Origin of the sequence: Methylobacterium fujisawaense (genome assembly GCF_014138435.1) — a bacterium.
GTDB lineage: Bacteria > Pseudomonadota > Alphaproteobacteria > Rhizobiales > Beijerinckiaceae > Methylobacterium > Methylobacterium fujisawaense.
On record NZ_JACJIM010000004.1, the window covers coordinates 184607 to 205090 of the forward strand.

Annotated in this window: 18 protein-coding genes; 13 read left to right on the forward strand and 5 right to left on the reverse strand. The window is 72.1% G+C overall.

Annotated elements, in window-relative coordinates; genetic code table 11:
* Positions 1-18: 18 nt before the first annotated feature.
* Complete coding sequence (gene scpA / locus GGQ91_RS13525; protein WP_182592201.1) at positions 19-2184, forward strand: methylmalonyl-CoA mutase; 2166 nt, start codon at positions 19-21, stop codon at positions 2182-2184.
* Positions 2185-2389: 205 nt separating this feature from the next.
* Here the strand turns inward: scpA and GGQ91_RS13530 are convergent, their stop codons facing one another.
* Positions 2390-3532 carry an alpha/beta hydrolase gene (locus tag GGQ91_RS13530; protein WP_053608264.1) on the reverse strand — a complete coding sequence of 381 codons (1143 nt, stop codon included), beginning with the start codon at positions 3530-3532 and terminating at the stop codon, positions 2390-2392.
* Between the two features lie 219 nt (positions 3533-3751).
* Here GGQ91_RS13530 and GGQ91_RS13535 point away from each other — a divergent pair, with 219 nt between their 5' ends.
* Positions 3752-5386 carry an alpha-D-glucose phosphate-specific phosphoglucomutase gene (locus GGQ91_RS13535; protein ID WP_111474008.1) on the forward strand — a complete coding sequence of 545 codons (1635 nt, stop codon included), beginning with the start codon at positions 3752-3754 and terminating at the stop codon, positions 5384-5386.
* A gap of 129 nt (positions 5387-5515) precedes the next feature.
* Here the strand turns inward: GGQ91_RS13535 and GGQ91_RS13540 are convergent, their stop codons facing one another.
* On the reverse strand, positions 5516-5995 hold the full coding sequence (locus tag GGQ91_RS13540) for a GNAT family N-acetyltransferase (protein ID WP_182592202.1): 480 nt from the start codon (positions 5993-5995) through the stop codon (positions 5516-5518).
* Positions 5996-6187: 192 nt separating this feature from the next.
* Between GGQ91_RS13540 and rpsD the strand changes: the two genes are divergently transcribed.
* Entirely contained in the window at positions 6188-6805 is a 618-nt protein-coding gene (gene rpsD / locus GGQ91_RS13545; protein WP_010686187.1) for a 30S ribosomal protein S4, read from the forward strand.
* Positions 6806-6916: 111 nt separating this feature from the next.
* Here rpsD and GGQ91_RS13550 read toward each other — a convergent pair whose 3' ends face one another.
* Complete coding sequence (locus GGQ91_RS13550; RefSeq protein ID WP_043379541.1) at positions 6917-7240, reverse strand: hypothetical protein; 324 nt, start codon at positions 7238-7240, stop codon at positions 6917-6919.
* 102 nt (positions 7241-7342) lie between these two features.
* Here GGQ91_RS13550 and GGQ91_RS13555 point away from each other — a divergent pair, with 102 nt between their 5' ends.
* The 5 genes from GGQ91_RS13555 to GGQ91_RS13575 all read left to right on the forward strand — a co-directional run bounded on the left by GGQ91_RS13555 (position 7343) and on the right by GGQ91_RS13575 (position 11047).
* Positions 7343-7684, forward strand: coding sequence for a DUF2293 domain-containing protein (locus GGQ91_RS13555; protein ID WP_043379540.1), 342 nt, complete (start codon positions 7343-7345; stop codon positions 7682-7684).
* Between the two features lie 97 nt (positions 7685-7781).
* Positions 7782-7991 (forward strand): TOBE domain-containing protein, encoded by a 210-nt coding sequence (locus tag GGQ91_RS13560; protein WP_043350594.1) that lies wholly within the window; start codon positions 7782-7784, stop codon positions 7989-7991.
* Between the two features lie 151 nt (positions 7992-8142).
* Positions 8143-9198, forward strand: a complete 1056-nt coding sequence (tsaD, locus tag GGQ91_RS13565; RefSeq protein ID WP_043350596.1) for a tRNA (adenosine(37)-N6)-threonylcarbamoyltransferase complex transferase subunit TsaD — start codon at positions 8143-8145, stop codon at positions 9196-9198.
* Positions 9195-10052 carry a GNAT family N-acetyltransferase gene (locus GGQ91_RS13570; protein WP_043756909.1) on the forward strand — a complete coding sequence of 286 codons (858 nt, stop codon included), beginning with the start codon at positions 9195-9197 and terminating at the stop codon, positions 10050-10052. The genes tsaD and GGQ91_RS13570 overlap by 4 nt, the downstream gene beginning before the upstream one ends.
* Entirely contained in the window at positions 10049-11047 is a 999-nt protein-coding gene (locus GGQ91_RS13575; RefSeq protein ID WP_043350600.1) for an NAD(P)H-dependent glycerol-3-phosphate dehydrogenase, read from the forward strand. The genes GGQ91_RS13570 and GGQ91_RS13575 overlap by 4 nt, the downstream gene beginning before the upstream one ends.
* A 328-nt stretch (positions 11048-11375) precedes the next feature.
* On the opposite strand, the gene GGQ91_RS13580 is transcribed toward GGQ91_RS13575, so the two are convergent.
* Positions 11376-13742, reverse strand: a complete 2367-nt coding sequence (locus GGQ91_RS13580) for a bifunctional diguanylate cyclase/phosphodiesterase (protein WP_043379535.1) — start codon at positions 13740-13742, stop codon at positions 11376-11378.
* A 246-nt stretch (positions 13743-13988) separates the two neighbouring features.
* On the opposite strand from GGQ91_RS13580, the gene GGQ91_RS13585 reads away from it, so the two are divergent.
* Positions 13989-14405 carry an EVE domain-containing protein gene (locus GGQ91_RS13585; protein ID WP_182592203.1) on the forward strand — a complete coding sequence of 139 codons (417 nt, stop codon included), beginning with the start codon at positions 13989-13991 and terminating at the stop codon, positions 14403-14405.
* 24 nt (positions 14406-14429) lie between these two features.
* Here GGQ91_RS13585 and GGQ91_RS13590 read toward each other — a convergent pair whose 3' ends face one another.
* Positions 14430-15965 carry a sensor histidine kinase gene (locus GGQ91_RS13590; RefSeq protein WP_043346075.1) on the reverse strand — a complete coding sequence of 512 codons (1536 nt, stop codon included), beginning with the start codon at positions 15963-15965 and terminating at the stop codon, positions 14430-14432.
* 284 nt (positions 15966-16249) lie between these two features.
* Here GGQ91_RS13590 and GGQ91_RS13595 point away from each other — a divergent pair, with 284 nt between their 5' ends.
* The 4 genes from GGQ91_RS13595 to pyrF all read left to right on the forward strand — a co-directional run bounded on the left by GGQ91_RS13595 (position 16250) and on the right by pyrF (position 20468).
* Complete coding sequence (locus GGQ91_RS13595; protein ID WP_043346072.1) at positions 16250-16705, forward strand: (2Fe-2S)-binding protein; 456 nt, start codon at positions 16250-16252, stop codon at positions 16703-16705.
* A 50-nt stretch (positions 16706-16755) separates the two neighbouring features.
* Positions 16756-18951, forward strand: a complete 2196-nt coding sequence (locus GGQ91_RS13600) for a xanthine dehydrogenase family protein molybdopterin-binding subunit (protein WP_182592204.1) — start codon at positions 16756-16758, stop codon at positions 18949-18951.
* A gap of 137 nt (positions 18952-19088) precedes the next feature.
* Positions 19089-19706: a uracil-DNA glycosylase family protein gene (locus GGQ91_RS13605; protein ID WP_043379530.1), complete on the forward strand. Its 618-nt coding sequence runs from the start codon at positions 19089-19091 to the stop codon at positions 19704-19706.
* A 69-nt stretch (positions 19707-19775) separates the two neighbouring features.
* Positions 19776-20468 (forward strand): orotidine-5'-phosphate decarboxylase, encoded by a 693-nt coding sequence (gene pyrF / locus GGQ91_RS13610; RefSeq protein WP_043346079.1) that lies wholly within the window; start codon positions 19776-19778, stop codon positions 20466-20468.
* Positions 20469-20484: the final 16 nt, after the last annotated feature.

Below are 20484 nucleotides of genomic sequence, written 5' to 3' on the forward strand. Positions count from 1 at the left end.
CCATAACGAGTCAACGCCATGACCTCCCGCATCCCGAACTTCGCCGAAATCCCGCTGGCCGGCGAATCGCTCGTGGTCGCGGCGCCGGCGCTGGGCGAGCCCTGGATGACGCCGGAGGGCATCCCGGTGAAGGGCCGGTACGGACCGGAGGACCGGGAGGGCCTCGAGTTCCTCGACACCTATCCGGGGATCGCGCCGTTCCTGCGCGGCCCCTACCCGACCATGTACGTCACTCAGCCCTGGACGATCCGGCAGTACGCCGGCTTCTCCACGGCCGAGGATTCGAACGCCTTCTACCGCCGCAACCTCGCGGCTGGCCAGAAGGGCCTGTCGGTCGCCTTCGACCTCGCCACCCACCGCGGCTACGATTCCGACCATCCCCGGGTCTCCGGCGATGTCGGCATGGCGGGCGTGGCGATCGACTCGATCTACGACATGCGCACGCTGTTCTCGGGGATTCCCCTCGGCGAGATGACCGTGTCGATGACGATGAACGGCGCGGTGCTGCCGATCCTCGCGCTCTACATCGTCGCCGCGGAGGAGCAGGGCGTGCCGCCGCAGAAGCTCGCCGGCACGATCCAGAACGACATCCTCAAGGAGTTCATGGTCCGCAACACCTACATCTATCCCCCCAAGGGATCGATGCGGATCATCTCGGACATCTTCGCCTACACGTCGAAGAACATGCCGAAGTTCAACTCGATCTCGATCTCCGGCTATCACATGCAGGAGGCCGGGGCGACGAACGACCTGGAGCTCGCCTACACGCTCGCCGACGGCGTCGAGTACATCAAGGCGGGCCTCGCCGCCGGGCTGACCATCGACCAGTTCGCCCCGCGCCTGTCGTTCTTCTGGGCGATCTCGACCAACTTCTTCATGGAGGTCGCCAAGATGCGGGCCGCGCGCCTGATCTGGGCGAAGCTCGTGAAGGGGTTCGATCCGAAGTCGGAGAAATCCCTGGCCCTGCGCACCCATTCGCAGACGAGCGGCTGGTCGCTCACCGCGCAGGACGTGTTCAACAACGTCACCCGCACCAACATCGAGGCGATGGCGGCGACGCAGGGCGGCACGCAGTCGCTCCACACCAACGCGCTGGACGAGGCGCTGGCGCTGCCCACCGACTTCTCGGCGCGGATCGCCCGGAACACGCAGCTGTTCCTGCAGCAGGAGAGCGGCACCACCCGGATCGTCGATCCCTGGGGCGGCTCCTACTATGTGGAGAAGCTCACGGCCGACATGGTGGCCCGGGCCTGGGAGCACATCCGCGAGGTCGACGGCCTCGGCGGCATGGCCAAGGCGATCGAGGCCGGGATCCCGAAGCTCCGCATCGAGGAGGCTGCCGCCCGGGCCCAGGCCCGGATCGATTCCGGCCGGCAGACCATCGTCGGCGTGAACAAGTTCCGGGCCGACGACGACATGGCCATCGACCTGCTGCGGGTCGACAACGGCAATGTCCGCCGGCTCCAGATCGACAAGCTCAAGCGCCTGCGCGCCGAGCGCGACGAGGCGGCGGTGACGGCCCGGCTGGAGGCCCTCACGAAGGCCGCCGACGGCACCGAGAATCTGCTGGAGCTCGCCGTCGAGGCCGCCCGCGCCAAGGCGACGGTGGGGGAGATTTCCGAGGCCCTGGAGAAGGCCTGGGGCCGGCACCGCGCCGAGATCCGCTCGATCTCCGGCGTCTACAAGCGCGAGGTGGGGGGCATGTCGCCTGTGGTCGAGGAAGTCCGGGCGCTGGTCGAGGCGTTCGAGGAGAATGACGGCCGCCGGCCGCGCATCCTGGTCGCCAAGATGGGCCAGGACGGGCACGACCGCGGCCAGAAGGTGATCGCCTCGGCCTTCGCGGATCTCGGCTTCGACGTGGATATCGGGCCGCTCTTCGCCACCCCGGCGGAGGCCGCCCGGCAGGCGGTGGAGAACGACGTCCACATCGTCGGCGTCTCGTCCCTGGCTGCCGGCCACCTGACCCTGGTGCCGGAGCTGAAGGCGGCGCTGACCGAGCAGGGCCGGGACGACGTGATGATCGCGATCGGCGGCGTCATCCCGCCGGGCGACTACGAGGCGCTGACGGCCGCCGGCGCGGCGGCGATCTTCCCGCCCGGCACGGTGATCGCCGAGGCGGCCGTCAAGCTGATCCGCGCGCTGAACGACCGGCTGGGCTACGCGGCGCGGCAGGCGGCGGAGTAGAAGGCTTCCCGAGGCGGCCGGACCGGCCGCCTCGCCCCATGCCTAGGCGCCCCCTCGTCCTGAGGTGCCGGAGCGAAGCGGAGGCCTCGAAGGAGGCCTCCATTCCGGCCGCGCGATCCCTGGAGCCCCCCTGCGGCGCCCGCTGACGCGGGCACCTCAGGATGGGGCGGTGGTATGGGATCGGCCGGCCCCCGGGGCTCGCCGCTCAGTTCAGCGCCTGCGGGTCCGCCTCCGTGAGGAAGGCCCCGACCGCGTGGAGGAACTGCATGCGGTTCTTCTCCATCATCACCGTATGGGTGCCCTCCCCCAGCTCGACGAAGCGCTTGTAGGGGGCGTGGGTGAGCTTGGTGAAGTATTCCTGCGCCTGGTAGCTCGGCAGGTCGGCGTCCCACTCGGCGTGGATGATCAGCACGGGCACGCGGATCTCGCCCGGATCGTAGAGCGGCTTCCCCGCCGCCCAGTAGGCATCCTTGTCGGCGACCGTGCCGTTCGGCGCGCGCAGGACCGGCGGCGATCGCTTCGCCCCGACCGGGTCGGTGGCGAAGGTCGCGTCGGCCCATTGGTCGAACCAGCCCGCCGGGATCAGGTCGGCCTTCTTGTCCTCGGGGACGCCGGTCAGCCAGCGCGCCCGGGCGCTGTCCCGGCTGACGGTGCGATAGGCCCCCACCGTGCCGCCGCCGCCGATTAGGCCGGGCGTGCGCGCCAGCCATTGCGGCGCGTAGAGGACGAGGCGGTTGACCGCGTCGTTGTGGGTGCTGGTGTAGAGCCCCATGGTGGAGGTCCCCCAGGACCAGCCCATCAGGTCGATCTTCTCGACGTTGCGCCGCTTCCGGATGAAGTCGACGACCTGCCCCACCACCTTGGCGGCGTCCGGCGTCCGCATGAGCGGCGGATTGTCGGCGGGCGGCGCGTCCATGGCGGCCGGGCGTCCGGACAGGCCGTAGCCCGGCAGGTCCACGCAGTAGACGTCGAAGCCGAGGCCCGCGAGGTAGTCCATGGCCGACATCCCCCCGAGCGGCAGGTCGAAGGCGGTGGAGGACGGGTAGGTGGAGCCGTGCACGTAGAGCAGGATCCGGTCGCCCGGGAACCGCTCGGTTCCCGCGGGCCGCTTGTTGCGCACGTAGATCTCGACCCCCGGCTCGCTCCAGGGCAGGCGGAACTCGTCCGTCGTCAGCTGGGCCGCCGGAGCCGCGACGACAGGAGCCGCGACGGCAGGCGCCGCAACGGCTTGGGCCGCCGAGGCCGCGACCGCCGCCCCGGCGGCGAGCGCCCCGACCAGCTCGCGCCGGGCCAAGCCCCGGCCGGGCCGGGCCGCGTCCGGGTCCGTCCGCATTGGTCTGTCCGCCATGATGTCTCCTCCGATCCGCCTTGTCTGGCGGCTTGGGCGATTCAACCGGCGGGCGTCGGCGGGCGCAACGCTCCGGACCGGCCGGCGGCGGACAGGCGGCGGGTTCCGTCGCCCGATCCGGCGAAACCGCGTGAAAAAAGCCCGCCCCTGTCGCCGGGGCTGGTGACGCCAAGCTCCCGGACGGGCATTGAGGCGGGAGATTCCGGGAGACGCCCGCTTATGACGACTCCGACCACCGTCGCGACCACGCCCTTCCCCGACCAGAAGCCGGGCACCTCCGGCCTGCGCAAGAAGGTGCCGGTGTTCCGGCAGCCGAACTACGTCGAGAACTTCGTCCAAGCGATCTTCGACACCCTGCCCGACAAGGCGGGCGCGACTCTTGTGCTGGGCGGCGACGGCCGGTTCCTCAACCGCGAGGTGGTGCAGAAGACGCTGCGCCTCGCCGCCGGCAACGGCTTCGGCCGGGTCCTGGTCGGTCAGGGCGGCCTGCTCTCGACGCCGGCCGCCTCCTGCGTCATCCGGAAGGCCAAGGCGCTCGGCGGCATCGTGCTCTCGGCGAGCCACAACCCGGGCGGGCCGGACGGCGATTTCGGCATCAAGTTCAACGCCGCCAATGGCGGCCCGGCGCCCGAGACGCTGACGAACGCGATCTTCGAGCGGGCGAAGGCGATCACGGAATACCGCCTCGTGGAGGCCCCGGACCTCGACCTCGACACTCTGGGCGACACCCGCCTCGGCGCCATGACGGTGACGGTCATCGACCCGGTGGCCGACTACGCCGCGCTGATGCGCACGCTCATCGACTTCGACGCGGTGGCGCGCCTGTTCGCCTCCGGCTTCCGCATGCGCTTCGACGCCATGAGCGCGGTGACCGGCCCCTACGCGACGGCGATCCTGGAAGGGATGCTCGGCGCCCCCGCGGGCACGGTGGTCAACGCGGTCCCGAAAGAGGATTTCGGCGGTCACCACCCGGATCCGAACCCGGTCCATTGCCACGACCTGTTCGACCTGATGCAGGGGCCGGACGCGCCGGATTTCGGCGCCGCCTCGGACGGCGACGGCGACCGCAACATGATCGTGGCCCCGGGCCTGTTCGTGACGCCGAGCGACAGCCTCGCCCTGCTCGCCGCCCACGCCCACCGGGCGCCGGGCTACGCGGGCGGGCTGGCCGGTGTCGCGCGCTCCATGCCCACGAGCCGCGCCGCCGACCGGGTCGCGGCCGCGCTGGGCATCAAGGCCTACGAGACGCCCACCGGCTGGAAGTTTTTTGGCAATCTCCTCGACGCGGGCCTCATCACCCTGTGCGGCGAGGAGAGCGCCGGCACCGGCTCGAACCACGTGCGCGAGAAGGATGGGCTCTGGGCGGTGCTGCTCTGGCTCAACATCCTCGCCGCCACGGGCGAGCGGGCCGACGCGCTGGTGCGGGCGCACTGGCGCACCTACGGGCGCGACTACTACGCCCGCCACGACTACGAGGAGGTGGATTCGGACGCCGCCAACGGTCTGATGGACGCGCTCCGCGAGAAACTCGACGGTCTGCCGGGCACGCGGATCGGCGATCTCACGGTGTCGACGGCCGACGAGTTCGCCTACCGCGATCCCGTGGACGGCTCGCTCACCGAGCGCCAGGGCATCCGGATCGGCTTCGCCGAGGACGCGCGGGCGGTGTTCCGGCTCTCCGGCACCGGCACCGCCGGGGCGACGCTGCGGGTCTACCTGGAGCGCTACGAGAACGCACCGGACCGGCTCGACTTGGCCGTTGCCGAGGTGCTGGCCCCGGTCGCGGCCGCGGCCCGCGCGATCGCCGAGATCGAGCCCCGCACCGGACGGCCTGAGCCGAGCGTGGTGACCTGAAGGGAGCCGGGAGACGCCTCGTCTTTGCGAGCGCCGCGAAGCAATCCAGAGGCGCCACGCTCTACGGCGGCGCGCCACCCTGGGTCGCTTCGCTGCGCTCGCGATGACGGTAAGGCCGGCGCCGATGCCTCAAACCAAGTCCTTCACCATGTGCACGGTGACGTCGTCGTCGCGGGTCCGGCCCGGTCCGTCGTAGAGCTCCTCCCGCTCCACCCGGTAGCCGAGCGCCCCGTAGAGGCGCAGGTTCGCCGTGTACTTCTTGTTGGTGTAGAGGCGCAGCCGCGCGAGCCCGGCCTCGGCCGCGACGGCGTCGGCCCGTCCCATCAGCCGGCTGCCGAAGCCCCGGCCCTGGAAGGCCGGGTGCACCGCGACGTTGACGACCAAGAGGTGATCGGCCTCGGCCCGCGTCTCGATCAGGCCGGCGAGATCCGGACCGGCCCGCAGCAGGTCGAAGCGGTGGTCCCGCAAAGCCTGGGCGTAGTCCGCCTGCATGGGAATCGGCAGGCGCCCGATCACCGGGATCCATTTGGTGTAGGCCGCCTCCACCAGCGCCCGGATCGCCTCCGCGTCCGCGGCCGCGCCGCGCCGGACCACGACTGACTCGTCCATCTGACCTCTCACGGTTGACCGCGGCGCGTCCGTCCCCTAAAGACCCGCCGTCGATGGGGCTCCGCACGGGGCCCCGTCGCGTTTTCACGCGCACCCGTGGGCGGGATCCTCCCGCCCTGTCGTCCCGGACCGCGAAGGGCCGGGAAAAGGAGGGCGCGTTCCTCATTCTCGTCACGAGAGGACGCGGAAGATATGTCGAAGCGGATTCAGGCCAAGCACAAGCTCGACCGCCGCATGGGCCAGAACATCTGGGGCCGCCCGAAGAGCCCCGTCAACCGCCGCGAATACGGCCCCGGCCAGCACGGCCAGCGCCGTAAGGGCAAGATGAGCGACTTCGGCACGCAGCTGCGCGCCAAGCAGAAGCTCAAGGGCTATTACGGCAACATCACCGAGAAGCAGTTCCGCCGCTACTACGCCGAGGCGATCCGCCTGCGCGGCGATTCCGGCGAGAACCTCGTCGGCCTGCTCGAGCGCCGCCTCGACGCCGTGGTCTACCGGGCGAAGTTCGTCGCGACCCCGTTCGCCGCGCGCCAGTTCGTCAACCACGGGCACGTCAAGGTGAACGGCGTCCGCGTCAACATCCCGAGCTATCAGGTGAAGGCCGGCGACCTCATCGAGGTCAAGGAGTCCTCCCGCCAGCTCGAGATCGTCATCGTGGCGACCCAGCTCTCCGAGCGTGACGTGCCGGACTACATCGAAGCCGACCACGCCAAGATGACCGCCCGCGTCACCCGCATCCCCAGCCTGTCCGAGGTGCCCTACCCGGTGCAGATGGAGCCGAACCTCGTCATCGAGTTCTACTCCCGCTGATCCCGTCGCCCCGGCGACCGAGGAGGGGCTGCCCGTTCGGGCGGCCCCTTCGCGTTTCCGGACCCTCGTCCCGGACGAGGGCCTCCGGCGTCCGGGACGACCGCCCGGGCCTCAGCAGCCCTGGCAGATCGAGCCCATCGTGTGGCGCATCTTGCTGTCCCAGGCCTTCGAGCGGGCCTCGGCGGCCTTCTGAGCCTTGATCATCTCGGCCTGGTTCACGGGCTGCGGCAATCCGGTGGCTGCGGTGCCGCCCGGGGGTTTGGTCTGGCCGGTGGCCGTGGTCCGGCGGCCGCTGACCTGGGAACCCGCCGTGGCCGGGGACGCGGCAGAGCCCGGATTGGTGCCCGGATTCATGCCCGGAGCCGGGCCCTGGGCCAGCGCCGGCGCCGCCCCGAGGAAGAGGCCGAGAAGCAGCGCGGGACGAAGAATTGCCATGGACCTGATCTCCCCGGCGGAGGATCCCGTGCAGGCCCCGCCTCATCTGAGGCCGATCCTACCCGATCGCTCCGTTAAAATCATGCCGTCGGCAGGCCTGCGATGAGCGTTGGATCGCCGCCGCTGAATCGCCGGGACGCCGTCGCCGCGGCGCTGGCCCGGCTTGCCCCGCGCCTCCCGGATTTCGAGGCGGAGGCCGCCCTCGACCGGGCGCTGGCCAGCCCGGGCCTGCGCCGGGCCGCCCCGGAGACCGCGGCACGCCTCGCCCTCATCACGTACGCGCGCCACGTCTTCACCGATTACGACGACCTCCTGGCCGACGGATACGACCGGGACAGCGCCCGGCACTTCGTCCTCGACGATCTCAACGCCGCGCTGGCCGCCTGGGGGGCCGCGCCGATCCCCGAGGACGAGGCCGGCGAGCCTGAGGCCGATCCGCGCTGAGGCGGTCGCGCGGGACCCCGCCATGCTGTAGGAGACCTGCCCGAGGCCGCCCGACGCGACCTGTTCCGGTGCGGCTTATGGAGCGAGGCAGCAGACCATGAAGATCAGCGCGCGCAACGTTCTCAAGGGCACGGTCCTCTCCGTGGACAAGGGGGCGACCACCTCCCACGTGAAGATCGAGATCAGCCCCGGCCAAGTGGTCACCGCTTCGATCACCAACGAGGCCGTCGAATCCCTCAAGCTCGTCGCCGGCGGTCCCGCCTACGCGGTGATCAAGGCTTCCGACGTCATGGTCGCCGTCGACTGAGGGCGTCCTCGCGCCGTCCCCTCATCCCGAGGCCTGCCCTGCGCTCCGGCACCGCAGGAGGCGGATGGGACGGACGGCTGAGACCATGCTCCGCTTTCGCGCCGTGACCGCCGGCGGATAGGATGCGGTCCGGATCGGAGGAGTTCAACCCGTGCAGAAGACCGTGCTCGGCATCGAGACCACCTGCGATGAGACCGCCGCCGCCGTGGTGTCGGTCGACGAGGATGGTGTCGGCCAGATCCGCGCCAACGAGGTACTGAGCCAGATCGCCGAGCACGCGGCCTATGGCGGCGTCGTGCCGGAGATCGCCGCCCGCGCCCACGTGGAGGTGCTCGACCGGCTGATCGCCCGTGCCCTCGACCGGGCCGGGACCGGCTTCCGGGACCTCGACGGCATCGCGGTGGCCGCCGGCCCCGGGCTGATCGGCGGCGTGCTGGTCGGCCTCGTCACCGCCAAGACCCTGGCGCTCGTGACCCGCAAGCCCCTGCTCGCCGTCAACCATCTGGAAGCCCACGCGCTCACGGCGCGGCTCACCGACGGCGTCGCCTTCCCGTACCTGCTGCTCCTGGTCTCGGGCGGCCACACCCAGCTCGTCGCCGTGCGCGGCGTCGGCGACTACGTGCGGCTCGGCTCGACCGTCGACGACGCCATCGGCGAGGCATTCGACAAGGTCGCCAAGCTCCTCGGCCTCGGCTATCCCGGTGGTCCCGCGGTCGAGCGCATGGCCGAGGCCGGCGATCCCGAGCGCTTCGCCCTGCCCCGGCCGATGCTCGGCCGCCGCGAGGCCGACTTCTCCCTCTCGGGCCTCAAGACCGCCGTGCGGATCGAGGCCGAGCGGATCGCCCCGCTGGCCGAGCGCGACGTCGCCGATCTCTGCGCGAGCTTCCAGGCCGCCGTGGTCGACGTGGTGGTGGACCGCGCCCGGGTCGCCCTGCGCGCCTTCTCGGACGTGGCCGGACGGCCCACCGCCCTGGTGGCGGCGGGGGGCGTGGCGGCCAACGGCGCCATCCGGCGGGCGCTGGCCGCCTTGGCCGGCGAGGCGGGCCTGAGCTTCGTGGCGCCGCCCCTGCCGCTCTGCGGCGACAACGGCGCGATGATCGCCTGGGCCGGGCTGGAGCGCCTGCGCCTCGGGCTGGTGGACGACCTCACGGCCCCGGCGCGGCCCCGCTGGCCGCTGGCGGCCCGGGCGGCGGTGCCGGCCGGATGAACCCGGCGGACCGGCGCACGCATTGGCGGGATTTGGTGGAGCGCCGCCTGCCCGAAGCCGTCCGTCCGGACTGGCCGGTGCGGCTCGACCATTGCTTCGCCCGTATCCTCCTGGACAATGCCTGCGGCGGCCCCTGGCGCGACCATACCCGCCCGCCCGCCTATGCCACCATGCCGCTCGGTCAGCTCGAGATCGCGATCGCGCTGGGCGAGGCGGTGCTCGCCGGCCGTGCGGACCTCGCGCTCCTGAACCGCCGCTCCCTGGCCTGGCGCGGCAAGATCGCCGCCGCCCCGGTGCCGGAGGCCCTCCGGGACGGCGACCTGACCCTCCGCCGCTGGCGGCCGGAGGATACGGCGCCCTTCGCGGCGCTCAACGCCGATCCGGCGGTGATGGCTCATTTCCCGCGGCCCCGGACCGAGGCGGAGAGCGCCGCCGAGGCCGGCCTCTGCGACCGCCGCTTCGTGGCGGACGGGTTCGGCCCCTGGGCCCTGGAGCATGCGGGCCGGTTCATCGGCTTCGCCGGCCCGATGCGGATCCTGCGACCCCTGCCCTTCCCGGGGGGCGACCGGCCCGGAACGACGGTCGAACTGGCCTGGCGCCTCGCACGCGAGGCCTGGGGCCACGGCTTCGCCACCCGGGCTGCGCGGCTCGCCCTCGCCGATCTCGCCGGGCGCTGCAGGATCCGGAGCGTCGTGGCCTTCACGGCGGTCGGCAACGACCGCTCCCGGGCCGTGATGGAGCGCCTCGGCCTGAGGCCGGCCGGGACATTCCCGCATCCGGCGGTGCCGGAGGGGCCGCTGCGCGCGCACGTGCTCTACCGGCTGGACTGCGCGGACAGGGAGGAAGCGGCATGAGCGCGGAGACCCCGATCAACGTCGTCGGCGGCGGGGCCTGGGGCACGGCGCTGGCCAACGCCGCCGCCGGGGCCGGCCATCCCGTCACCCTCTGGCTGCGCGATGCGCAGGCCGCGGCCGCCCTCCAGGCCCAGCGGGAGAATCCGCGCTACCTGCCGGGCGTGCCGCTGCATCCCGCGATCCGCGCGACGGCCGATGCCGACGCCCTCGCGGGCGCCCGGGCGACGCTCGTGGTCGTGCCCGCCCAGACCATGCGCGGCGTGCTGGAAACCCTGCGCGGTCCCCTGGCCAGCGCCGGGCCGGTGATCCTCTGCGCCAAGGGAATCGAGCGCGGCAGCGACAGTTTCATGAGCGCGGTGGCCGAGCAGGTCCTGCCCCCCGGTGTGCCCGTGGCGGTCCTGTCCGGCCCGAGCTTCGCAGCCGACGTCGCCCGCGGCCTGCCCACCGCCGTGACCCTGGCGGCGGCCGATGCCGGCCTCGCCGCCGGCTTGAGCGCCCTGCTGTCCGGGCCGAGCTTCCGCCTCTACCACACCGACGACGTGCGGGGCGTGGAGATCGGCGGCGCCGGCAAGAACGTGCTGGCCATCGCCTGCGGGATCGTGGTGGGGCGCGGCCTCGGGGAGAGCGCCCGGGCGGCGCTGATCGCCCGGGCCTTCGCCGAACTGATGCGCTTCGCCCGCGCCTTCGGCGGGCGGCCCGAGACGCTGATGGGGCTCTCGGGGCTCGGTGACCTCGTGCTCACCGCCTCATCGCCGCAATCGCGCAACTTCGCCTTCGGCCAGCGGCTCGGCGCCGGCGCCAGCCCGGCCGAGGCCGCGGGCGGCAAGCTCGCCGAGGGGGCCTTCACCGCCGCGGCCCTCGCGGGCCTCGCCGCCGCGAAGGGTCTCGAGATGCCGGTGGCGGAAGCCGTCGCCGCCATCGTGGCCGGCTCGGCCAGCGTCGACGACGTGATCGCCGGCCTGCTGGCCCGGCCGCTGCGCGGGGAGACCGACTGAGGGCGCCCTCCCCGGGGCGCAGGCCGCCGACGCACCCGGTGCCCGGACCCGGGACCGCGCATCCGGGTCTCTGGCGGGCGCTGGGGGCAGGCCCTGCGTGATCCGTCACGGCTCCGCCTCGATCCGCCGCCCAGGGGCTCGGCCCTCTGGTCGCGTGGCTGTCGACGACGGGGCCGGGGGCGCTGCGCGGAGCGCCTCCCCGGATCGCGGATCGGACCCGCGACAGCGTCGGCAGCCCGACCGCGGGGCCGCCATCGACCACCTCCGCCGGGATGAGCCGGCGCCGGGGCCGCCCCTCTTCGAGGTGAGGCGACCGGCCCGATGCGCCTCAGGCCACGGCGGCCGCCCGGTCCGGCGCCGCGCCGTGGGTGTGGGTGGAAAAGCGCGCGATCGGCTCGGGTCGGCCCAGCAGATAACCCTGGGCGAGGGTGCAGTTCTCCTGCGCCAGGAAGGACAGCTCCTCGGCGGTCTCCACGCCCTCCGCCACCACGGCGAGCCCCAGACCCCGACCCAGCCCCAGCACGGAGCGCACGATCGCGGCCCCCTGCGGGTTGCTGTGGACCGCCTTGATGAACGAGCCGTCGATCTTGATCCGGTCGAACGGGAAGGCGCGCAGGTTCGACAGCGAGGAATAGCCGGTGCCGAAATCGTCCATGGCGATCTGCACGCCGAGCGCCTTGAGCTGGCGCAGGGTGAGGAGCGCCCGGGCCGGATCCCGGATCAGCGCGGTCTCGGTGATCTCGATCTCGAGGCGCTCCGCCTTCAGACCGGCTTCGAACAGGGTCCCGTGGACGAACTGGACGAAGTGCGGGTTGTGGAGCTGCACCGCCGAGACGTTGACGGCGATCGCCAGAGGGTTCGGCCAGCCGGCCGCCGCCCGGCAGGCCTCCCGCAGCACCCAGGCCCCGATCTCCAGGATTGCCCCGGTCTCCTCGGCGATCGGCACGAACACGGCCGGGGGGATGCTGCCCCGGGTGGGGTGGCGCCAGCGCAGCAGCGCCTCGAAGCCCGTTACCGCGCCGGTGCCGATCTCGCTCTGCGGCTGATAGACGAGCTCCAGCTCCCCCCGGGTCACCGCGTGGCGCAGGTCGTGCTCCAGCTGCCGCCGGTCGCGGATCTGCGCACCCATGCTGGCGTCGTAGCGCCGAAAGGTGCCGCGCCCCTCGTTCTTGGCCCGGTACAGGGCGGCGTCGGCGTGGCTCAGGAGCGCACGCTGGTCCGCGGCGTCGTCGGGATAGACCGCGATGCCGATGCTGGTGGCGATCACCGGGCCGGAGGCGGCCGGCACCGCGGCCAGGGTGGACAGGATCCGCTCGGCCAGCCGCTCGGCGGACCCCTCCGCTTGCGGCGTCAGGATGGCGAACTCGTCGCCGCCCAGCCGGGCCATCAGCTGTTTCGCGTCGAGGAGGCCGCCGGCCCGGAGGGCGAGATCGCGCAGCATCGCGTCGCCGGCCGCGTGTCCGAACAGGTCGTTGACCTCCTTGAAGCGGTCGAGGTCCAGGCACAACACGGCGAGGCGGCCGCCCTGGGCGTCCGCGGCGCGGATCTCCCGCTCCAGCCGCGCGTGGAAGCTCGTGCGGTTGGCCAGCCCCGTGAGCGCGTCGTGGTGGGCGAGGTAATGGATCTCGCTCTCGGCCCGGCGCCGGGCGCGCAGGTCGCGCACCGCCACGGCGTGGTGCGGCAGGCGCCCGTACTCGGCGACGGGACGCATGATCACCTCCACGGGGATCGTGCCGCCGCTCGCCGGGACGAGGTCGGCCTCGAGGGGCTGGTCGACCGTTCCGGCCCCGGCGGCGACGCCCGGCAGGTACAGGGCCAGGTTCGTGCCCACGAGGTTGGAGGCCCCGGTGCCGGCGAGCCGGGCGAAGGCCTCGTTGGCGCTGACAATCTCGCCGCCGCGGCAGACGACGAGACCCTCTACCGCCGCGTTGGCGAGGCTGCGCAGCCGCTCGCGCTCGAACTCGGCACGCTTGCGGTCCCGCAGGTCGAGCACCAGGGCAGCCCCGGCGAGCAGCAGGATCAGGAAGCTCGCCGCCGCCACCGCGGCGGCGAGCCAGGCGGTGCGGATGGCGCTCGCGTGGATCTCCACGGTGGGGTCCGGCAGGATGGTCACGGCGGCCATGCCGGTGAAATGATGGCCGCAGATCGCCAGGATCAGCAGCGCGCCGCCGCCGAACCGGCCCCGGACCGTGGTGGCCGACAGCCCGACCACCAGGGCGGCGGCGCCGAACGCCGCTGCGAGCCCGACCGAGATCACGACCGGGACGGGATTCCACACAAGGTGTCCCGGCACCTGAAAGGCGGCCATGCCGGTATAGTGCATCACCGCGATGCCGCACCCCACCACGGCGCCGCCGAGCGCCGCCTGGATCCTCCGGCCGGTCGTGGCCAGGGCGAAGCCGAGCCCGGTGATCGCCACGGCATCGACGTAGGAGAGGAGGGTCAGCCCGACGCCGTACCCCGACGGCAGCCCGGGCTCGAAGGCGAGCATCGCCAGGAAATGCGTCGCCCAGATCCCCGACCCGCCGGCGGCGGCGGCCACGGTGAGCCAGATGTAGCGGTTGCGGCCGCCGGCCCGGCCGGCATGGATGAGGAGTTCCAGCGCCGTCGCACTCGCCAGCGTGCAGACGAGTGCCGCCAGGACCACCAGCCAGAAGTTGTGCTCTCCGGCGAAGCAGCCGACCAGTGACAGCATGTATGCAACCGGAGATTATTAAGAGATGCTCTTATGCCACGTTTGGCATCCAGAATTTAATATTCAGCCAACAGCATCCCTCGATAAGCGAGATTTTACTGATCTTTAACGACGTCTCATGCGCCGGCCCTCGGTGCGCCGAGCGCGCCGAGCGCGACGGACGCGGCGCTGGCCTGTTCCCGGAGGCCGAAGCTGGGCTATGGCGGGGCATGCCGCCCGGCCGGGCGGTCCGCGGGACCTTCAGCGATGGCGTACTGGCTGTTCAAATCCGAGCCCGCGACCTGGTCGTGGGACCAGCAGGTCGCGGCCGGTGAGGCCGGCACGTACTGGAACGGCGTGCGCAACCACCTCGCCAAGAAGCAGCTGATGGCCATGCAGGTCGGCGAGCAGGGCTTCTTCTACCACTCGAACGAGGGCAAGGCGGTGGTCGGCATCGTGGCGGTAATCCGCCCCTACTATCCCGATCACACGGACGAGACCGGCCGCTTCGGCATGGTCGACGTCAAGGCCGTGCGGGCGCTGCCCCGCCCTGTGACGCTCGAGGCGATCAAGGCCGATCCGGCCCTGGCCGACATGGTGCTGGTCAACAATTCCCGCCTGTCGGTGCAGCCGGTGTCCGAAGCCGAATGGGCCCGGATCCGTGTGCTCGGCGGCCTCGACTGAGCGGGGCGGCCCGACCGGCGCGGGTCACGCCGCGCGGTTGAGGGGACTGCGCGCGGGGGCCACCACCTCCGGCTCGACCTCGACGGCCGGCAGCGTGTCCATGACCCGGGAGGCCGGCAGCGTCACCACCACCTCGGTGCCCTCGCGGGGCTTGGAGGACAGCTGGAACTGCCCGCCATGCAGTTCCACCAGGCCCTTCACGATCGGCAGGCCCAGCCCGGAGCCCTGCTCGGCGGTCTTGATCGCCAGGGAGCCGCGCCCGAACGAGGACAGGACCGTGCCGAGTTCGTCTTCCGGGATGCCCGGGCCGCTGTCCTTCACCGAGACGTATTGGCCGCCCGACGCGGTCCAGCCGACCTTCAGCCAGATCTCGCCGCCCGGCGGCGTGAACTTCACGGCGTTCGACAGGAGGTTCAGCACGATCTGGCGGAGCGCCCGCTCGTCCGCCCAGAGCCGCGGCAGCGAGCCGTCCACGAGATCGTGGAACGTCTGGTTCTTGGCCTTGGCCCGCAGGCCCATCATGTGGCGGCACTCCTCCACCACGTGGGCGAGCTGCACCGGCTCCTCGTTGAGTTCGTAGCGCCCCGCCTCGATCCGCGACAGGTCGAGGATCTCGTTGATCAGGTTCAGGAGATGCATCCCGCTGTCGTGGATGTCGTGCGAGTATTCCCGATAGGACGGCGCCGTGTGGGTGCCGAACACCTCGTTCTTCATCACTTCCGAGAAGCCCAGGATGGCGTTGAGCGGCGTCCGCAGCTCGTGGCTCATGGTGGCGAGGAAGCGCGACTTGGCGAGGTTGGCCTCTTCGGCCCGGCGGCGGGCCTCGTCGGAATTGGCCTTGGCCTGTTCCAGCTCGCCGAACACCGCGTCCTTCTCGGCCCGGGAGCGCAGGGCGCCCACCGTCGAGGTGTAGAGGCGGCGGGAGAGGCCCAGGAAGAAGACCTGCGCGCCGCCGGCCATCACCACCAGCATCAGCAGGTCCATCCCGCGGGAGAAGGCGGCGAGGGACACGGTGGCGAGCGCCAGCGGCACCAGGGCGGCGATGGCGGCCAGCGGCACCGTCGCGGCCAGCATGGTGGTGACGGCGGAGGCGATGACGAGGCCGAACAGCGCGAAGGTCCAGCCGCCGGTGGTGCCGAGCCCGATCATCGCGGACCACGACAGGCTCTGCAGCACCTCGCCGATCAGGAAGCGCCGGCGCCAGCGGGCGAGCGGGATCGTCGCCGGGTCGGCGCGGAGGAAGCGCCGGCTCAAGGTGGTGTTGAGCGTGATCATCAGGAACACGCCGAGCGCCCAGGCCGCCGCCACCGGCGGCGCGATCCAGAAGGTCGCCGCCGTGGCGAGCGCCGCCGCGAATCCCACCAGCGGGATGCCCGCGCCGGCCCGGTACTGGGCGTAGTGGCGCAGCAGCTCGTAGTCGAAGGCCCGCTCCAGGCCGGTCTGCGAGGTCAGCTTCTCGCGGGCCGAGCGGATTTCCCGGGCGACCCCGAGGCGGCGCGCCGCCTCCTCCGTCGAGGGGCCGCGACCGCGCTGGACCATCTCGACGGTGAGATCGGGCATGCGCGTCTTGAAACTCGGCTCGATTCCGCGGACGGGCGGCGGTGGCTGGGAAGCACGCCGTAAAGATGAGGCGGATGTGTTAAGAAGCGGCTGCCGGCATCCCTTCAATCTTAAGCATCGGGGGCTGTATCGAGGCTGTGCCGCCGCCGGATTGAAGTGCGGTGCCGCACATCGTGTCCGGGCATGGGCTCGCTATTTAAAGGTGCGTGCTCGCTTACCCGTGCGAGGCCGCACGCCGTGATCCGGGCTGCCCGGATGCCCGCGTCGAGAAAGGGTCGCCGACCATGCCGAATCTCACCGTCAACGGTGTCACGCACGCGGTCGACGCCGACCCCGACATGCCCCTGCTCTGGGTGCTGCGCGACCGGCTCGACGCCACCGGCACCAAGTATGGCTGCGGCATCGCGCAGTGCGGCGCCTGCACGGTCCATCTCGACGGGCAGCCGGTCCGGTCCTGCCAGACGCGGCTTGGCGATGTCGGCACCGCGCAGGTGACGACCATCGAGGGCGTGTCGGGCCGCGTGGCCGAGGCCGTCCAGGCGGCGTGGCGCAAGCTCGACGTGGTCCAGTGCGGCTACTGCCAGTCCGGCCAGATCATGTCGGCGATCGGCCTGCTCTCGGGCAACGCCAAGCCCAGCGACGCCGACATCGACGGCGCCATGGACGGCAACATCTGCCGCTGCGGCACCTACCAGCGCATCCGCGCGGCGATTCACGAAGCCGCGCGCAGCCTCGCCTGATCGGCCTGACGCCTCACCTTCCCCGCGGTCCCGACCGGAGCCTCGCCGCCATGCTGAACGCCCGTCGACCGAATCCCCTGCCCGCCCGTCCCAGCCGCCGCGGCCTGCTCGCCGGCGCCGGCGCCCTCGTGGTCGCGTTCCGGCTCGACCCGAAATCCGCCCGCGCGGCATCCGGCCCGAACCTCGCCGACGTCAAGGCGCAGCCCAACGCCTTCGTGCGGATCGGCGCCGACGACACCGTCACGGTGGTGATCAAGCACCTCGACATGGGCCAGGGGAACACGACCGGCCTCGCCACCATCCTGGCCGACGAGCTCGGCGCCGACTGGTCCAAGGTCCGCACCGAATTCGCCCCCGCGGATGCGACGCTCTACAACAACAGCCTGATGGGCCCGATCCAGGGCACCGGCGGCTCCACCGCGGTGGCCAATTCCTGGTTCCAGCTGCGCAAGGCGGGCGCGGCCGCCCGCGAGATGCTGATGGCCGAAGCCGCCTTCCGCTGGAAGGCGCCGGTTTCGGAGATCACGGTCGCCGACAACATCGTGCGCCACGCGCCCTCCGGCCGGCAGGCCCGGTTCGGGGAACTCGCCGCCTCGGCCGCCTCCCTGCCGGTCCCCTCCGAGCCGCGGCTCAAGGATCCGAGCGAGTGGCGGCTGATCGGCCAGACGATCCCGCGCCTCGATTCCGTGGCCAAGACCAACGGCACGGCGATCTACTCCCTCGACATCCGCCGCCCCAATCAGGTCACCGCGGTCGTGGCCCGGGCACCGCGTTTCGGCGCAACCGTGAAGAGCTTCGATGCCGCCGCCGCCCGCAAGGTCGCCGGCGTCCTCGACGTGGTGCAGGTGCCCACCGGCGTGGCGGTGATCGCCCGCGACACGTGGTCGGCCATGAAGGGCCGCGAGGCGCTTACCGTCGCCTGGGACGACAGCACCGCCGAGACCCGCTCGTCCGACGCGATCCTCGCGGAGTACCGTGAGCGGGCCAAGGGCCCCGGCCTCACGGCCTCCGAGCGCGGCGACCCGCAGGCGGCGCTGAGAGGGGCCGCCAAGGTCGTCGAGGCCGAGTTCACCTTCCCTTACCTCGCCCATGCGGCGATGGAGCCCTTGAACGCCACGATCGAGCGGGCGGCCGACGGCGGCTACGACGTCTACGCGGGCTTCCAGTTCCAGACCGTCGAGCAGGCGACGATGGCGGCGATCCTCGGGGTGACGTCCGACCGGGTCCGCCTCCACAGCAACTGGGCCGGCGGCTCCTTCGGCCGCCGGGCGACCCCCACCGCCGACTACCTCGCCGAAGCCGCGACGGTTCTGAAGGCGTCGGGCGAGAAGGCCCCCGTGCACCTCGTCTGGACCCGCGAGGACGACATGGCCGGCGGCTATTACCGCCCGACCGTGCTGCACAAGGTCCGGGCCGGCATCGACGCCAAGGGCGCGGTGGTGGGCTGGGACCACGTCATGGTCGGCAAGTCGATCATGATCGGCTCGCCCTTCGAGGCGATGATCGTCAAGAACGGGATCGACTCCACCACCGTGGAGGGCGCCTCCGACACGCCCTACGCGCTGCCGGCCTACCGGTTCGGCGTCCACAATGGCCGCGAGGGCGTGCCGGTCCTGTGGTGGCGCTCGGTCGGCCACACCCACACGGCCCACGTGATGGAGGTGATGATCGACGAGCTGGCCCATGCCGCGAACGTCGATCCGGTGGCCTACCGGCTCTCCCTCCTGACCCAGGCGCCGCGGCTGTCCGGCGTGCTGAAGCTCGCCGCCGAGAAGGCCGGCTGGAGCGCCAAGCCGCAGGATCCGGGCCGCGGCCTCGGGGTTGCGGTCCACGAATCCTTCGGCTCGTATGTCGCCATGGTCGCTGACGTCACCGCTCAGGAGAACGCGGTCCGGGTGAACCGGATCGTGGCGGCGGTGGATGTCGGCGTTCCGGTCAACCCGGACGTGATCCGCGCGCAGGTCGAGGGTGCGGTGGGCTTCGCCCTGTCGGCGGTGCTGCGCAACCGCATCACCCTCAAGGACGGGCAGGTGCAGGAGCACAATTTCGACGCCTACGCGCCGACCCGGATGAGCGAGATGCCGACGGTCGAGGTTCACATCGTGCCGAGCCAGGTGGCGCCCACCGGGATCGGCGAGCCGGGCGTGCCTGTGCTCGGGCCGTCGATCGCCAACGCGGTCTTCGCCGCCACCGGCCGGCGCCTGCGCTCCCTGCCTCTCGACCTCTCGGGCGTGAAGGGCGCGTGAGGAATCGCACGTTCCACCGGCCCGGTTCGGCGTAGGGAGGAGAGGCCTTCCCCCCAAGGCAAGAGACCCGACTGAAGACGGCGCGGCGCGACACCGCGCCGTTTCTTTTTTCTGCGCCGATGCGCCATCTCCGGGGCATGCCCGCCTTCGACGACACCGCCGCGCGCCTGCGCGCCTGCCGCCTCTGCCGGGACAGCCCGCTCTACGGTCCGCCCCTCCCCCAGGAGCCCCGGCCGATCGTGCAGGGCTCGGCCACGGCCCGCCTGTGCATCGCCAGCCAGGCGCCCGGCACGCGCGCCCACCGCACGGGCCAGCCGTTCACCGACCCGTCGGGCGTGCGGCTGCGGTCCTGGCTCGGCCTCGACGAAGCGCAGTTCTACGACGCGGCCCGGGTCGCCATCGTGCCGATGGGATCGTGCTTCCCCGGCCTCGACGCCAAGGGCGGCGACCGGCCGCCGCGCCGGGAATGCGCCGAGCGCTGGCGGGCGGAGCTGTTCTCCGGCCTGCCCGACCTCGAACTGATCCTGGTGATCGGCCAGTACGCGCAAGGCTGGCATCTCGGACGGATGGAGGGCGGGCTCACCGGCACGGTGCGCCGCTGGCGGGAGATCCTCGCCGAGCCCCGGCGCCCCCGGGTGCTCCCCCTGCCCCACCCGTCCTGGCGCAACAACGGCTGGCTGAAGCGCGAGCCCTGGTTCGAGGCGGAGCTGCTGCCGGTGCTGCGGGCCGAGGTGGCGCGGGTGTTGGCGGGGTGAGTGGCCGTGCCGGCATTGACCTCGCGGGCGTTCCGCGGAATCGCTGCCGCGACCCCGAAGGACGCGCCGATGACCGAGATTGCCGACCCCCGCGACCGCCTGATCGTGGCCCTCGACCTGCCGAGCGTGCAGGCGGCCGAGGCGCTGATCGACCGGATCGGCGACGCCGCGACCTTCTACAAGATCGGCTACCAGCTGGGTTACGCGGGCGGCCTCGCCCTGGCCGAGCGGCTGGCGGCCCGCGGCCTCAAGGTCTTCCTCGACCTGAAGCTCCACGACATCGGCAACACCGTCGAGGAGGGCGTGCGCTCGGCCTCGGGCTCCGGCGCCACCTTCCTCACCGTCCACGCCTACCCGCAGACCATGCGGGCGGCGGTCCGCGGCCGGGGCGCGGGGCTCAAGATCCTCGCCGTGACGGTGCTCACCTCCTACGACGATGCCGACGCCGCGGAGGCCGGCTACGGCCTGCCGGTGGCGGAGCTCGTCGCCAAGCGCGCCGCCCAGGCCGCCGAGATCGGCATCGACGGCCTCGTCTGCTCGGCTGCCGAGGCGGGCTCGGTCCGGCGCATCGTCGGCCCGGACCGGCTGATCGTCACTCCGGGCATCCGCCCGGCGGGCACCGAGGCCGGCGACCAGAAGCGGGTGATGACCCCCGGCGATGCCCGAAAGGTCGGGATCGACCATGTGGTGGTCGGGCGCCCGATCACCGGCGCCGCCGACCCCCGCGCGGTGGCGCAGGCGATCGTGGCGGAACTCGCCTGAACCGGACCGGGATTGC

What these genes read in the sequence shown, in the direction of transcription:
- GGQ91_RS13555 (WP_043379540.1), top strand. Translation starts at nt 7,343, where the DNA reads ATGAGCGTTGGATCGCCGCCGCTGAATCGCCGGGACGCCGTCGCCGCG.
- GGQ91_RS13580 (WP_043379535.1), bottom strand. Translation starts at nt 13,742, where the DNA reads ATGCTGTCACTGGTCGGCTGCTTCGCCGGAGAGCACAACTTCTGGCTG.
- rpsD (WP_010686187.1), top strand. Translation starts at nt 6,188, where the DNA reads ATGTCGAAGCGGATTCAGGCCAAGCACAAGCTCGACCGCCGCATGGGC.
- GGQ91_RS13535 (WP_111474008.1), top strand. Translation starts at nt 3,752, where the DNA reads ATGACGACTCCGACCACCGTCGCGACCACGCCCTTCCCCGACCAGAAG.
- GGQ91_RS13560 (WP_043350594.1), top strand. Translation starts at nt 7,782, where the DNA reads ATGAAGATCAGCGCGCGCAACGTTCTCAAGGGCACGGTCCTCTCCGTG.
- GGQ91_RS13530 (WP_053608264.1), bottom strand. Translation starts at nt 3,532, where the DNA reads ATGGCGGACAGACCAATGCGGACGGACCCGGACGCGGCCCGGCCCGGC.
- scpA (WP_182592201.1), top strand. Translation starts at nt 19, where the DNA reads ATGACCTCCCGCATCCCGAACTTCGCCGAAATCCCGCTGGCCGGCGAA.
- GGQ91_RS13550 (WP_043379541.1), bottom strand. Translation starts at nt 7,240, where the DNA reads ATGGCAATTCTTCGTCCCGCGCTGCTTCTCGGCCTCTTCCTCGGGGCG.
- GGQ91_RS13600 (WP_182592204.1), top strand. Translation starts at nt 16,756, where the DNA reads ATGCTGAACGCCCGTCGACCGAATCCCCTGCCCGCCCGTCCCAGCCGC.
- GGQ91_RS13590 (WP_043346075.1), bottom strand. Translation starts at nt 15,965, where the DNA reads ATGCCCGATCTCACCGTCGAGATGGTCCAGCGCGGTCGCGGCCCCTCG.
- GGQ91_RS13540 (WP_182592202.1), bottom strand. Translation starts at nt 5,995, where the DNA reads ATGGACGAGTCAGTCGTGGTCCGGCGCGGCGCGGCCGCGGACGCGGAG.
- GGQ91_RS13585 (WP_182592203.1), top strand. Translation starts at nt 13,989, where the DNA reads ATGGCGTACTGGCTGTTCAAATCCGAGCCCGCGACCTGGTCGTGGGAC.
- GGQ91_RS13595 (WP_043346072.1), top strand. Translation starts at nt 16,250, where the DNA reads ATGCCGAATCTCACCGTCAACGGTGTCACGCACGCGGTCGACGCCGAC.
- GGQ91_RS13605 (WP_043379530.1), top strand. Translation starts at nt 19,089, where the DNA reads ATGCCCGCCTTCGACGACACCGCCGCGCGCCTGCGCGCCTGCCGCCTC.
- pyrF (WP_043346079.1), top strand. Translation starts at nt 19,776, where the DNA reads ATGACCGAGATTGCCGACCCCCGCGACCGCCTGATCGTGGCCCTCGAC.
- GGQ91_RS13570 (WP_043756909.1), top strand. Translation starts at nt 9,195, where the DNA reads ATGAACCCGGCGGACCGGCGCACGCATTGGCGGGATTTGGTGGAGCGC.
- GGQ91_RS13575 (WP_043350600.1), top strand. Translation starts at nt 10,049, where the DNA reads ATGAGCGCGGAGACCCCGATCAACGTCGTCGGCGGCGGGGCCTGGGGC.